A 12,415-nucleotide genomic window follows, 5' to 3' on the forward strand; every position below is an offset into this window, starting at 1 on the left:
GACAAATCTATGGATATCACAGAGTTATTGGCTTTCAGTGTAAAACATAAAGCCTCGGATCTACACCTCTCGGCCGGGGTTCCCCCGATGATCAGGGTTGATGGCGAGGTTCGCAAGATCAATTTGCCCGCCCTGGAACACCGGGAAGTGCACGCCCTCATCTACGACATCATGAACGATCACCAGCGCAAGGAACTGGAAGAGAACTTCGAGGTGGACTTCTCGTTCGAGGTGCCGAACCTGGCTCGCTTCCGGGTCAACGCCTTCCAGCAGGCACGCGGCTCAGGCGCGGTATTTCGTACCATCCCCAGCACTGTGCTGAGCCTCGAAGATTTGGACGCGCCGGAGATCTTTCGCAAGATTGCCGAATACCCGCGCGGCCTGGTGCTGGTGACCGGCCCGACCGGCTCGGGTAAATCCACCACCCTGGCGGCCATGGTCAACTACATCAACGAGAACTTTCATCACCACATCCTCACCATCGAGGATCCCATCGAATTCGTGCACGAGAACAAGCGCTGCCTGGTGAACCAGCGGGAAGTGCACCGCGACACCAAGAGCTTCAGCAACGCCCTGCGCTCGGCGCTGCGGGAAGACCCGGACATCATCCTGGTGGGCGAGATGCGCGACCTGGAAACCATTCGCCTCGCCATGACCGCGGCCGAGACCGGTCACCTGGTGTTCGGCACCCTGCACACCTCGTCGGCGGCCAAGACCATCGACCGGATCATCGACGTCTTCCCCGGTGCGGAAAAAGACATGGTGCGCTCCATGCTCTCAGAGTCGCTGCGGGCGGTCATCTCCCAGACCCTGCTCAAGCGCATCGGTGGCGGCCGGGTGGCGGCCCACGAGATCATGATGGGCATTCCCGCCGTGCGTAACCTCATCCGGGAAGACAAGATCGCCCAGCTCTACTCGGTGATCCAGACCGGGATGACCCACGGCATGCAGACCATGGACCAGAGCCTCAAGCAGCTGGTGAGCCGCGGCGTAGTGGCGGCGCTGGATGCCAAGGCCAAGGCGGTCGATCCCAACACCATCTAACCACGACGAATCTAGGGAAGGAGTCGTTATGAATCTGGATGCCCTGCTGACCGAGCTGGTCGCCCGTAAAGGCTCGGATCTGTTCATCACGGTCGGCACGCCGCCGACCCTCAAGGTCAACGGCCATCTGCAGTCGCTGGCAGAAGCCCCCCTCGACAAGGCAAGGGCGCTGGCGCTGGTCAAGGAGACCCTGAGCCAGGAGCACTTCGAGCGCTACCTGCACACCAAGGAGGCCAACTACGCCATCCACCGCGAGGAGCTTGGCCGCTTTCGGGTCAGCGCCTTCTGGCAGCAGGAGCTGCCGGGCATGGTGCTGCGCCGTATCGAGACCCGCATCCCCACCTTCGACGAGCTGGCGCTGCCCCCCATCCTACAGGAGATCGCCCTGGCCAAACGCGGGCTGGTGCTGTTCGTCGGTGCCACCGGCGCTGGCAAATCCACCACCCAGGCGGCCATGATCGGCTATCGCAACCAGCATGTGGACGGCCACATCCTGACGGTGGAAGATCCGGTGGAATTCGTGCATCAGCACGGCCGCAGCCTGATCACCCAGCGCGAGGTGGGCATAGACACAGCGTCATTCGACGTGGCGCTGAAGAGTTCGCTGCGCCAGGCGCCAGATGTGATCCTGATCGGCGAAATTCGCAGCCAGGAGACCATGGAGTTTGCCCTCCAGTTTGCCGAGACCGGCCACCTCTGCCTCGCCACCCTGCACGCCAACAATGCCAACCAGGCGCTGGACCGCATCCTGCACCTGGTCCCTCAGGAGAAACACCGCCAGTTCCTGTTCGATCTCTCCTTCAACCTGCGTGCCATCGTGGCCCAGCAACTGCTGCCCAGCCTAGACGGGCGCCGTCGCTGTGCGGCCTTCGAGGTGCTGCTCAACACCCCGCTCATCACCGACATCGTCCGCAAGGGGGAGATGCACCGGCTCAAGGAAGTGATGACCAAGTCCACCGAGCTCGGCATGCAGACCTTCGATCAGGCGCTGTTCGCCCTGTTCTGTGCCGGCCAAATTGGCTACAGTGAGGCCCTTGCCCATGCCGACTCGGCCAACGACCTGCGACTGCTGATCAAGCTGTCGGGGCGCGAGCAGCTGGGTGCAGGCACTCTCGACAACGTTACCCTGGATGAATGAGGGGCGTGCGTCACCGCTATAAAGGATCGTTATGCTGATTGTGGTTTCCCCGGCCAAGACGCTGGACTACGAGTCGCCGCTGGTGACTTCCCGTTTCACCCAACCCGAGCTGCTGGACCACTCCGCCGAGCTGATCGGCCGGGCCCGCCAGCTGAGCCCGGACCAGATCGCCAGCCTGATGAAGATCAGCGACAAGCTGGCCGGCCTCAACACCGCCCGCTTTGCCGACTGGCAACCCGACTTCAGCCCGGCCAACGCCCGCCAGGCGCTGCTAGCCTTCAAGGGGGATGTCTATACGGGGCTGGCGGTGGAAGATTTCAGCGAGGCAGATCTCGACTTCGCCCAGGCACACCTGCGCATGCTCTCCGGTCTCTACGGGGTGCTGCGCCCGCTCGATCTGATGATGTCCTACCGGCTGGAGATGGGGATCCGCCTCAACAACGCGCGTGGCAAGGATCTCTACCAGTTCTGGGGCGACATCATCACCGCCCACCTGAACAAGGCGCTGGCTGCCCAGGGAGACGAGGTGTTGATCAACCTGGCTTCCGACGAGTACTTCAAGTCGGTACGCCCCAAGGCCCTGCAGGGGCGCATTATCACGCCGGTGTTCAAGGACGAGAAGAACGGCCAGTTCAAGATCATCAGCTTCTACGCCAAGAAGGCGCGCGGCATGATGGCCCGTCACATCATCAAGCACCGGCTCACCAAGGTGGAGCAGCTGACCGGGTTCAACGCCGATGGCTACTACTTCGTACCGGAAGAGTCCGACGCCAATACCCTGATGTTCAAACGCGCTGAAAATTAATTACGGCCCGAGGGAACCAAATTCAGGATCCCCAAGTCTGAATAGGTGAATCCTCTGTTGTAAGCACTTTTTATTGGCCGACGTTTATACGTCGGCTTTTTTCTTTTCTGGCCCCCGTCGAGTGAGCAGCAGATAGCACAACGGCCATCCGGGGATGGCCGTTGTGGCGGGCAGGCTTACTTCTTTTTCTTCTTGGCCGACTTCTTCTTGTCGTCCTTCGGCTTTTTCTTCTTCACCGGTACCCGTGCCTCTTTATGTTTGGGGCGCAGTTCGTCGATCACCCGACGCTTGAGACGCTCTTCGGTGTAGCGCTCGATCTTGGCGACCATCGCCATGTCGTGAGCTTCCACCAGGCTGATGGCGCAACCGCGGTTGCCGGCACGGCCGGTGCGGCCGATCCGGTGGACGTAGACATCGGCGCCGTAGGGCATGTCGTAGTTGATGACATGGCTGACGTTGGGCAGGTCGATGCCGCGGGCGGCCACATCGGTGGCGATGAGGAAGGGCACTTCCCCTTCATGGAACTTGCGGATCGACTCGATGCGCTTGCTCTGCTCCATCTCGCCGCGGATCCAGGCGCAGGAGACGCCAGCCGCCTGCAGCTGACCGGACAGCTCCGCCAGCCGCTCACGGGTCTTGACGAAGATGATGGCCTTCTGGGTCTCGGGATCTTTCAGAATATGCACCAGCAGGGCCAGCTTGTGAGCAGCATCGTCGGCCAGGTGCACCCACTGGGTGATGGGGCGACGTTCGCTGCGGGGCGGCTCGGCGTGCAGCTCCACCGGCTCCTTCAGGATATCGTTGGCGAATTTCTCAAGCCCAGCCCCTTCCAGGGTGGCGGAGAAGAGCATGGTGTGCTTGCGGTAGCGCGCCTCTTCCACGATGCGGTTCACATCCTTGATGAAGCCCATGTCCAGCATGCGGTCCGCTTCGTCCAGCACCAGTACCTCGATGTCGTGGCTCTCGAACTCCTCTTTCTCGATGTACTCGAGCAGACGGCCCGGGGTGGCCACCACAATGTCGGTGGTTTTGGTCAGGGCCGGCAATTGCTCTTCATGGCTGACACCGCCGATGATGGTCTCGATGCTGAGGTTGGTGTGAGCCGCCAGCGCCTTGGCGTGGGCGGTAACCTGCAGCGCCAGCTCGCGGGTCGGGGTCAGCACCAGCATCCGGCACGGGCCCGGCTTGCGGCGCGGGAAGTCCAGCAGGTGCTGCAGAGCAGGCAGCAGGAAGGCGGCGGTCTTGCCGGTACCGGTCGGAGCGGATGCCAGAATATCGCGGCCGTCCAGGGCTGGCTCCAGCACCATCTGCTGAATGGTGGTGGGGCGGGTGAAACCCATCTCGGCCAAGGCCCGGTTGAGGGCTGGATTCAGGTCGAAATCATCAAAGGACTGGCTCATGGCAATACTCGGTCATTAAGGAAACGGCAGATTATAGGCGATTATGTCGTCGGCTCCTATGGCGACTGTGGCTTAGTCGCTATAATCGCCGACCATTTTCTGCGGCGCTGGCACAGGACGGGAGTCGGATGGGACGAAACAGCGGTTTTACCTTCAAGCAATTTCACGTCGCGCACGATCGCTGCGCCATGAAAGTCGGCACCGATGGCATCCTGCTCGGCGCCTGGGCACCTGTCACCAACGCCCGCCGGGTGCTCGACATTGGCAGCGGCAGCGGCCTCATCGCCCTGATGCTGGCCCAGCGCAGCCCTGCCGACTGTCGCATCGATGCGGTAGAGCTGGATAGCAATGCAGCCCGGCAGGCTCGCGAGAATGCGGCAGCCTCCCCCTGGCATGAACGGGTCACCGTCATCGAGAGTGCCATTCAAACCTATCAGGCCGCCCCTTACGATCTCATCGTCTCCAACCCGCCCTACTTCGTGGCGGGCCAGTCATTTCGCGATCCGGCCAGGGCACTGGCACGTCATACCGGCGGCCTCGACAGCCGGGATCTGCTGGCCGCCTGTGACCGACTATTGGCCCCCAACGGCGAGGTTGCGCTGGTCGTGCCAACGGCCATGGCCGATGAAATTTTATGCATCTCGGCGGATTATGATCTGCACGCCGTTTGTTATACAGCTGTTATCACCAGAGCTGGAAAAGAGGCAAATCGTGTTTTATTGCGACTTGGCAGAGGATTAAACAAGTGTGAGCAGGGTGAAATTGTGATCCATTCTGCTGATGGAACCTATTCCGACAGATACATCCAACTAACCAGCCCCTTCTATTTGAAGATGTAAATTTCGTCTTGAACTATTTTTTCACGCCATTATGCTGACTCCTAAACGAGCGCCCGCTCAAGACCAGCTCAAACCACTGGTTGCGATGAAAAAACAAGCGGGGCTCCTTTTTTTTACCCCTGAACAATATCGGTCACTGACCAATAAAAAACTATAACAAGCAATAGTTTACAAGACAGACGAGGTTGAACTTGACGAAATCACTCACATTGTCCGACGTGCTCGGATTGGGCTTCATGACCTTCGCCTTCTATCTGGGCGCCGGCAACATCATCTTCCCGCCGCTGGCTGGTTACATGGCAGGTGAGCACCTCTCTCTCGCCATGCTGGGTTTCCTGGTCACTGCCGTCGGTCTGCCCCTCATCACCATCATCGCCGTCGCCAAGGCAGGCAACGGCTGGGCCGGCATGACCAAGCTGCTGCCGGCCGGCGTCGCCACCGCACTGGCCGTCGCCATCTACATCATCATCGGTCCGGCCTTCGCCGCCCCCCGTACCGGGCTGGTGGCCTACGAAATGGGCCTCAAACCCTTCATCGGTGACATGGGTCAGGCCGGTCTGGCTGCCTACACAGTGCTGTTCTTCGGCGTGGCCATCCTGGTCTCCATGAATCAGGGCAAGCTGATGGATGCCATCGGCAAATACCTGACCCCGGTGCTGATGCTGTTGCTGCTGACCCTCGCCATCGGTGTGTTCGTCGCCCCGCAAGGTGATATGCCGGCCTCTTCCGGTGACTATCAGAACGGCCCCTTCGTGAAAGGGATCCTGGAAGGCTACAACACCATGGACACCCTGGCGTCCCTGATGTTCGGTGCCCTGATCGTCGACCTGCTGCGCCAGAAAGGCATTCATGACTACCAGAGCCAGTTCAAGTACCTGGCCATTGCCGGCATCATCTCCGCCATCGGTCTGTCCGTGGTCTACGTCTCCCTGTTCCAGCTGGGCAACACCGCAGCCGGCGTCGCCACCGACATCAGCAACGGCGGCGCCATCGTCAACGCCTACGTGTTGAGCCTGTTCGGTCAGCCGGGTCAGTTCATCCTGGCCGCCATCATCACCCTGGCCTGTTTCACCACCGCCGTGGGCCTGATCTCCGCCTGCTCCGACTTCTTCCACAACCTCACCGGCATGAGCTACAAGAAGCTGGTGGTGTTGCTGGGGGTCATCTGCGCCGTGGTCGCCAACGTGGGCCTGAGCCAGCTCATCAGCCTCTCCATCCCGGTGCTGGTCGCCATCTACCCGGTTGCCGTGGCACTGGTGCTGGTCACCTTCCTGAAGGGTTACTTCGGTCGTCCGCGCCTGGTGTTCCGCGCCGTGCTGATGGTCGCCTTCCTGTTCGGCTGCCTGGACGGCCTGGGCGCCGCCGGCATGAAGATGGATGCGTTTGCCTTCCTGCCGCTGTTCGACAAGGGCCTGGCCTGGCTGCTGCCGACGCTGCTGGCCTGTGGCCTCGGCATGGCGGTACGCTCCGGCGAGAAACTGGCCGCCGAAGCCGCCTGATTTCACTCCCGTCCGTATTAAAGAGCCTGCCTTGCGCAGGCTCTTTTGTTTGTCTGTCCACAGCCTTTTACCACCCGTTACCCCTTTCCTGCGGCCAGCCCCCTGCCGCCATGCCGACCTCTTTCACTGCTGCCAACCGCTGGCTAATCGGTGATTTATTCTGGCCAATTAAATTGTTTCAAGATATTAATGTGTGATTGAGATCAAATTTCTCTTCTTTATGCTCAGAAGAGAACTCCTTCGCCGATGTGCTCATCGTGGAGGAGAGGGAAGCATTGTTATCCGGTTATCTGCCAGGCAGTGGGTGCAATCAACAAGAACAAGCTGATAAGGCAGATGAGGTCAGGTTTGACGAAATCACTGAAGTTGTCCGACGTATTCGGACTGGGTTTTATGACGTTTGCTTTCTATCTGGGGGCAGGCAACATCATTTTTCCACCGCTCGCCGGCTTTATGGCCGGTGAACATTTGATGCCAGCCATGGTCGGCTTTCTGCTGACAGCGGTGGGCCTCCCTCTGCTGACGCTGGTCGCCGTTGCCAGAGGCAGCGCCGGACAAGGCAGCAGCGGCTGGACGGCAATGACCCGCTATCTGCCGACGTGGGCAGCCACGGCGCTGGCCATCGCCATCTACATCATCATGGGGCCGGCCTTTGCCACCCCCCGCACCGGGCTGGTGGCTTATGAAATGGGGCTCAAGCCCTGGCTCGGTGAAGCTGGCCAACACGGGCTGCTGCTCTACAGCCTGCTCTTCTTCGCGCTGGTGATCCTGGTATCGCTGGATCGGGGCAGGCTGCTCGATGCGGTGGGCAAGTACATGACACCTGTCTTGATGGTGATGTTGCTGATCCTGGCGGTCGGAGTCTTGGTTGACCCGCAAGGCACCCTGCCAGAGGCCAGCGGCGACTATACGGATACGCCGCTCATCAAGGGGATGCTGGAGGGGTACAACACCATGGATACCCTCGGCTCGCTGATGTTCGGTGCTCTCATCATCGGTCTGCTGCAACGCAGGGGCATCGAGGGCTACCCGAGCCAGTTCAAGTACCTGACCATCGCGGGCCTCATCTCGGCGGTTGGCCTCTCAGCGGTCTACATCTCCCTGTTCTACCTGGGCAACAGTGCAGCGGGCGTGGTGACCAACGTCGACAATGGCGGCGCCATCGTCAACGCCTATGTTCTGAGCCTGTTCGGCCACTACGGCCAGTTGATCCTGGCCGCCATCATCACCCTGGCCTGCTTCACCAGCGCGGTCGGCCTGCTCTGCGCCAGCGCCGACTACTTCCACGGTCTGGCCGGCTGGACATACCGCAAGTGGGTACTGCTGATGGGATGCGTCTCCATCCTGGTGGCCAACGTCGGGCTGAGCCAGCTCATCAGCCTCTCCATCCCGGTGCTGGTCGCCATCTACCCGGTCGCCATCGCACTGGTGCTGGTGACCTTTGTACAGGGCTATTTTGGCCGGCCACAGCTGGCGTTTCGTGCCGTGCTGCTGGTGGCGTTTCTGTTCGGCTGTCTGGACGGGCTGGGCGCGGCCGGCATGCAGATGGATGCGTTCGCCTTCCTGCCGCTGTTCGACAAGGGGCTGGCCTGGCTGCTGCCCACCCTGCTGACCTGCGGCTTCGGCATGCTGCTGCGCCCCCGCGAAGATCTGGCCGCCGAAGCGGCCTGATCAACCGGGCGACCAACGACAAGAGGCCAGCATCAGCTGGCCTCTTGCATTGCATCCGTCATCCTGGCTGCTACAGCAGCGGGTCTACCTGCTTGGGTCTGCCTGCCAGGCCATACCAATGGGCCTCAACCTGCCCGGCATGCCACTCAAAGGTGCCCCAGGGCTGGTCTGCCTGCCAGCGCGGAAAGTTCACCACCACCCGGTTGTCTTCGTACTTGTAGAGCGAGGTGGTGATCTGGAGATCAGACAGGATGAGCAGCAGGGCCCAACCGATGAAGAACCATTTCAGCGCTTTCCACATAGGGTTACTCGAAACAGATCTCGATGGTGGCACGACCGTAATCTGATTCGAATGGCATCATGATCTTGGTGCCGTCGGCGCGATGGGTGATGGTGTGATTGGGGCCGGAGACGATGATGGGGGTCGCCATGTCGAACTCATACCCCTTCTCCCCCAGCATGCGCTTGGCGCCGCCAGTCACCATGTTGGTGATCTCGCCCACCATGTCGGTCACTTCTTCATTGATGGTGGCCGGAGCCTCGCCCAGCATCCGGCGCATGATCTCCAGCGCCAGCCCCTTCTCGAAGCTGATGGAGAGCGAGCCACGGGTCTGCGGGCCGACCATGCCGATGAGGCCAGAGACATCGCCGCGCGCCAGCTCGTCCATCTTGCGTTTGGGTTTGCCCGGCTTGAGCTCGAGCTGTGCCATGGTGGAGAGCACATTGAGCAGGGAGAGCAGGAACGGGTTTACAAAATCAGCCTTCATGTTGACTTCCTACGGTGGGCGTACAGCGAGCACATTGGCCATGTGCCTCTATTGTCTTATTGGTAATAGTAAAGCCATGCAAGTGGGCTTGCTCGGAAAACGCGCCATCGATCGCCGCGTCATGCAACTCGACCACCTCGCCACACCGATCGCAGATGAGCAGTTGCATCGGGTGGGCATGATCGAAGTGACAGCAGAAAATGAAGGCGTTGAGCGACTCCACCTTGTGGGCAAAGCCCTGTTCGAGCAGAAAATCCAATGCCCGATAAACGGTCGGCGGCTTGGCATGGGCCTCGGTCTGCTGCAACTGGGCCAACAGATCATAGGCGCTGATGGCATTGCCGTGGGCAGCCAGCAGCCTGAATACCTGACGTCGGGTAGGGGTGAAGCGGATCCCGCGTTGTTCGCAGAGTCGTTCGGCTCGTTGTAAAAGTTGGTCTTGATTCATGATCACGCAATTACCCTTTTTATTAGCCGGATACTATCACAGGGCCTCGCATGGCGCGGCGACAAAATTCATTTTCTGGGGCTGCCTCACGTTGTGGTAAAATCCGCCCCCTTTGTTTAGCCAACCCGGATGATTTTTATGCAGGCGCAGCGTTTTTCCATCGCCCCCATGCTGGACTGGACCGATCGGCATTGCCGTTATTTCCATCGTCTGATGACTCGCCAGACCTTGCTTTATACCGAAATGGTGACCACCGGTGCCATCATCCACGGCAAGGGAGATTATCTGGGTTACAGCGAGCAGGAGCACCCCATCTCCCTGCAGCTGGGTGGTAGCAATCCGGCCGATCTGGCGCGCTGTGCCAAGCTGGCCGAGGAGCGCGGCTATGACGAGGTGAACATCAACGTCGGCTGTCCCTCCGATCGAGTGCAGAATGGTCGCTTTGGTGCCTGCCTGATGGGTGAGCCCGCCCTGGTGGCTGACTGCGTCAAGGCGATGCGCGATGTGGTAGGCATACCGGTAACGGTGAAGACCCGCATCGGCATCGACGATCAGGACTCCTACGAATTTCTGCAGGCCTTCATCGAACAGGTTCGTGACGCCGGTTGCGACACCTTCATCGTCCATGCCCGCAAGGCGTGGCTGAGCGGCCTGAGCCCCAAGGAAAACCGCGAGATCCCGCCGCTCGATTATCCCCGTGTCTATCGGGTCAAGCAGGATTACCCGGAGCTGACCATCGCCATCAACGGCGGCGTCACCTCCATGGAGCAGACTCTCGAGCACCTGCAGCACCTGGATGGTGTCATGATGGGGCGCGAAGCCTATCAGAATCCCTACATTCTGGCGCAGGTGGATAACCTGGTGTTCGGCCAGAACAATGCCGTGCCGAGCCGCCACGAGGTGGTGCGGATGATGCTGCCCTATATCGAGCAGGAGCTGGCCAAGGGTAACTATCTCTCCCACATGACCCGCCACATGCTGGGGCTGTTCCAGAACATGCAGGGAGCTCGCGCCTGGCGCCGTCACCTGAGTGAAAACGCCTGCAAGCCGGGAGCGGATATCCAGGTGGTGCTGGATACCATGGCCAAGGTGCCGGAATTCGCCACCACGGAGGCGGCGGAGTAACCATGTACCGTTTCACCGGCTCCTGGCTGCACAAGGCCATCGTCCGGCTCTGCGCCGGCCTGCTTGCCATTCTGGGCATCAAACTCAGCGCCTTTTACTTCCTCGGCTTGCTCATCGTGCTGGGGCTGCATCGGGATCAGTTGCTCGGCTGAGTTAGCCCCACGTCGACCAATAAAAAAACCGGCAACACCCTGTGTTGCCGGTTTTTTATTGTCTCTTCAGCCTCGCTAATCGCCTTTGTCCACGAACTGCAGCTCGGGCGCTCTGGACGTCAGCACATCGGCGCAATAATCCCAGGTCGAGATGCGGTAGTGCTGCAGATCTTCGTCCAGGTGCAGACCATCCGACTCCTGATGGAACCAGCTGGCAAATCGGGACGGGGTGATGAGCTGGATCTGCTCCTCGATGGCATGGCTATCCTTGCCCTCCGCCAGATCGCAATCCTCCATCACTCGCACCGCAAAGATATGCCGAAAATAGACCCGACAGAGGATCTGCGGCGGCAGATCGATGCTGCGAGCCCTGCCCAGCATGATGGTAAGGGAGTCGCTCCAGATATCCTGATGAAGTTCGGCCACAACCAGGCCCGGGGGGAGTTGGCGGGACGGAGCCCAAGGTACGGCAACCTGCCGAATGGCATTTTTCTGTTCCATCATCCACCTCACTACGGCGCACGCCATATCTTGAGTGTATCTGAAACAATTTCCGCTGACGATGGCAATAAAAAACCCGGCTGGCGCCGGGTTTTTGGGGATTACTTGACGGCGTCTTTGAGCGCCTTGCCTGCCACAAAGGACGGCACATTCGCGGCTGCAATCTGGATCTCTTTACCAGTTTGCGGATTGCGACCGGTACGGCCAGCACGATGGTTCACCTTGAAGGTGCCAAAACCCACCAACTGCACAGCATCACCTTCTTTCAGGCTCTGGGTAATACCATTGATGATCTCTTCCAGAGCGACTTTGGCCTGAGCTTTGCTCAGATCTGCTTTGGCTGCAATTGCATCGACAAGTTGAGCTTTGTTCATAACATTTCCTTTATGATCGGGCATTTAGCACCGGGCCACTCTATTCAAAAAAAAACACTCAGGCAAAGGCTTTATCAGCCGGATTGGCTTGAATGCTGGGGTTTTCATCAAGATCTGCGGAAATAGTCACATATCTCGCCCCTTCGTGATCGTAATTGACGGGAAGAGGAGAGCAAATGATGGTGCCTTGTAACCAAAACGCCACCCGGTGTAACAATATCCCCATGCCCCTATTGACGGTCAACTGGATTTTCCCTAAATAGCTGTTCCGAATAGTAGATCACCGGAGGAAGGGAACTCAGTCCAGTTTGTGCGATCTGATTAGTCGCTAAACAAAACAAGCCACACCCAAAGGACTGAGTTGATGCCTATCCTACCACCTCTGCCACGACCACAACGGCGCCGCATTCACAAAATCATCCATGCCACCCGTGATAAAGGACATGCTCGTCGCTTGATGGCCATCTTGCTGTTACATGAAGGACGCACGATCACCGATGTTCATCACCTTACCGGCGCTGCGCGCTCGACCATCGGTCGTTGGCTTCGGTGGTATCGAGATGAAGGCATAGATGCGCTAGGGAAGGTGCGAATAAGCGGGGAAATTCTTCTCGGCTGACTCAGTCATTTCATTTCTTCATGTTTGAGCCGA

General features: G+C 59.5%; 15 protein-coding genes and 1 pseudogene. 9 read left to right on the top strand and 7 right to left on the bottom strand.

From position 1 onward, the window contains the following. The first annotated feature begins 9 nt into the window (after nucleotides 1-9). The 3 genes from tapT to yaaA are packed head-to-tail and all read left to right on the top strand — an operon-like array spanning nucleotide 10 to nucleotide 2,987. Nucleotides 10-1,044, top strand: a complete 1,035-nt coding sequence (gene tapT, locus PG899_RS14825; RefSeq protein WP_011707389.1) for a type IVa pilus ATPase TapT — start codon at nucleotides 10-12, stop codon at nucleotides 1,042-1,044. 28 nt (nucleotides 1,045-1,072) lie between these two features. After that, a complete protein-coding gene (tapU, locus tag PG899_RS14830; RefSeq protein WP_017411211.1) occupies nucleotides 1,073-2,182 on the top strand; it encodes a type IVa pilus ATPase TapU in 1,110 nt (369 codons plus the stop codon). Between the two features lie 31 nt (nucleotides 2,183-2,213). After that, nucleotides 2,214-2,987, top strand: coding sequence for a peroxide stress protein YaaA (gene yaaA / locus PG899_RS14835; protein WP_077095141.1), 774 nt, complete (start codon nucleotides 2,214-2,216; stop codon nucleotides 2,985-2,987). 176 nt (nucleotides 2,988-3,163) lie between these two features. On the opposite strand, the gene srmB is transcribed toward yaaA, so the two are convergent. After that, the gene (gene srmB / locus PG899_RS14840) at nucleotides 3,164-4,387 is read right to left on the bottom strand and encodes an ATP-dependent RNA helicase SrmB (RefSeq protein ID WP_016351974.1); all 1,224 of its coding nucleotides are present in this window, start codon (nucleotides 4,385-4,387) and stop codon (nucleotides 3,164-3,166) included. 128 nt (nucleotides 4,388-4,515) lie between these two features. Here srmB and PG899_RS14845 point away from each other — a divergent pair, with 128 nt between their 5' ends. The 3 genes from PG899_RS14845 to brnQ (PG899_RS14855) all read left to right on the top strand — a co-directional run bounded on the left by PG899_RS14845 (nucleotide 4,516) and on the right by brnQ (PG899_RS14855) (nucleotide 8,396). Then, nucleotides 4,516-5,226 carry a tRNA1(Val) (adenine(37)-N6)-methyltransferase gene (locus tag PG899_RS14845; RefSeq protein WP_077095142.1) on the top strand — a complete coding sequence of 237 codons (711 nt, stop codon included), beginning with the start codon at nucleotides 4,516-4,518 and terminating at the stop codon, nucleotides 5,224-5,226. A 191-nt stretch (nucleotides 5,227-5,417) separates the two neighbouring features. Next, nucleotides 5,418-6,725 (top strand): branched-chain amino acid transport system II carrier protein, encoded by a 1,308-nt coding sequence (brnQ, locus tag PG899_RS14850; RefSeq protein WP_011707394.1) that lies wholly within the window; start codon nucleotides 5,418-5,420, stop codon nucleotides 6,723-6,725. A 393-nt stretch (nucleotides 6,726-7,118) separates the two neighbouring features. Further along, entirely contained in the window at nucleotides 7,119-8,396 is a 1,278-nt protein-coding gene (gene brnQ / locus PG899_RS14855) for a branched-chain amino acid transport system II carrier protein (protein WP_232105266.1), read from the top strand. A gap of 70 nt (nucleotides 8,397-8,466) precedes the next feature. On the opposite strand, the gene PG899_RS14860 is transcribed toward brnQ (PG899_RS14855), so the two are convergent. The 3 genes from PG899_RS14860 to zur are packed head-to-tail and all read right to left on the bottom strand — an operon-like array spanning nucleotide 8,467 to nucleotide 9,611. Next, nucleotides 8,467-8,697 (bottom strand): hypothetical protein, encoded by a 231-nt coding sequence (locus tag PG899_RS14860; protein WP_179101286.1) that lies wholly within the window; start codon nucleotides 8,695-8,697, stop codon nucleotides 8,467-8,469. Between the two features lie 4 nt (nucleotides 8,698-8,701). Continuing rightward, nucleotides 8,702-9,163, bottom strand: a complete 462-nt coding sequence (locus PG899_RS14865; protein WP_016351979.1) for a chemotaxis protein CheX — start codon at nucleotides 9,161-9,163, stop codon at nucleotides 8,702-8,704. Beyond that, nucleotides 9,153-9,611, bottom strand: a complete 459-nt coding sequence (gene zur / locus PG899_RS14870; RefSeq protein WP_075384504.1) for a zinc uptake transcriptional repressor Zur — start codon at nucleotides 9,609-9,611, stop codon at nucleotides 9,153-9,155. Before zur ends, PG899_RS14865 begins: the two co-directional genes overlap by 11 nt. Before the next feature lie 138 nt (nucleotides 9,612-9,749). On the opposite strand from zur, the gene dusA reads away from it, so the two are divergent. Together dusA and PG899_RS14880 are read left to right on the top strand one after the other, a co-directional pair. Continuing rightward, entirely contained in the window at nucleotides 9,750-10,736 is a 987-nt protein-coding gene (gene dusA, locus PG899_RS14875; RefSeq protein ID WP_270697458.1) for a tRNA dihydrouridine(20/20a) synthase DusA, read from the top strand. A gap of 2 nt (nucleotides 10,737-10,738) precedes the next feature. Next, nucleotides 10,739-10,888 (top strand): hypothetical protein, encoded by a 150-nt coding sequence (locus tag PG899_RS14880; protein ID WP_011707400.1) that lies wholly within the window; start codon nucleotides 10,739-10,741, stop codon nucleotides 10,886-10,888. 75 nt (nucleotides 10,889-10,963) lie between these two features. Here the strand turns inward: PG899_RS14880 and PG899_RS14885 are convergent, their stop codons facing one another. The 3 genes from PG899_RS14885 to PG899_RS14895 all read right to left on the bottom strand — a co-directional run bounded on the left by PG899_RS14885 (nucleotide 10,964) and on the right by PG899_RS14895 (nucleotide 12,007). Further along, nucleotides 10,964-11,389, bottom strand: a complete 426-nt coding sequence (locus PG899_RS14885) for a hypothetical protein (protein WP_010636148.1) — start codon at nucleotides 11,387-11,389, stop codon at nucleotides 10,964-10,966. Between the two features lie 101 nt (nucleotides 11,390-11,490). Continuing rightward, nucleotides 11,491-11,763: a nucleoid-associated protein HU-alpha gene (gene hupA / locus PG899_RS14890; protein ID WP_005305063.1), complete on the bottom strand. Its 273-nt coding sequence runs from the start codon at nucleotides 11,761-11,763 to the stop codon at nucleotides 11,491-11,493. Nucleotides 11,764-11,821: 58 nt separating this feature from the next. After that, the gene (locus tag PG899_RS14895) at nucleotides 11,822-12,007 is read right to left on the bottom strand and encodes a hypothetical protein (protein ID WP_130631666.1); all 186 of its coding nucleotides are present in this window, start codon (nucleotides 12,005-12,007) and stop codon (nucleotides 11,822-11,824) included. Nucleotides 12,008-12,127: 120 nt separating this feature from the next. On the opposite strand from PG899_RS14895, the pseudogene PG899_RS14900 reads away from it, so the two are divergent. Continuing rightward, nucleotides 12,128-12,343 (top strand): annotated as a pseudogene (locus PG899_RS14900) (helix-turn-helix domain-containing protein); the annotation flags it as partial. Nucleotides 12,344-12,415 lie beyond the last annotated feature (72 nt).

Source organism: Aeromonas sp. QDB39 (assembly GCF_027707585.1).
GTDB lineage: Bacteria > Pseudomonadota > Gammaproteobacteria > Enterobacterales > Aeromonadaceae > Aeromonas > Aeromonas hydrophila.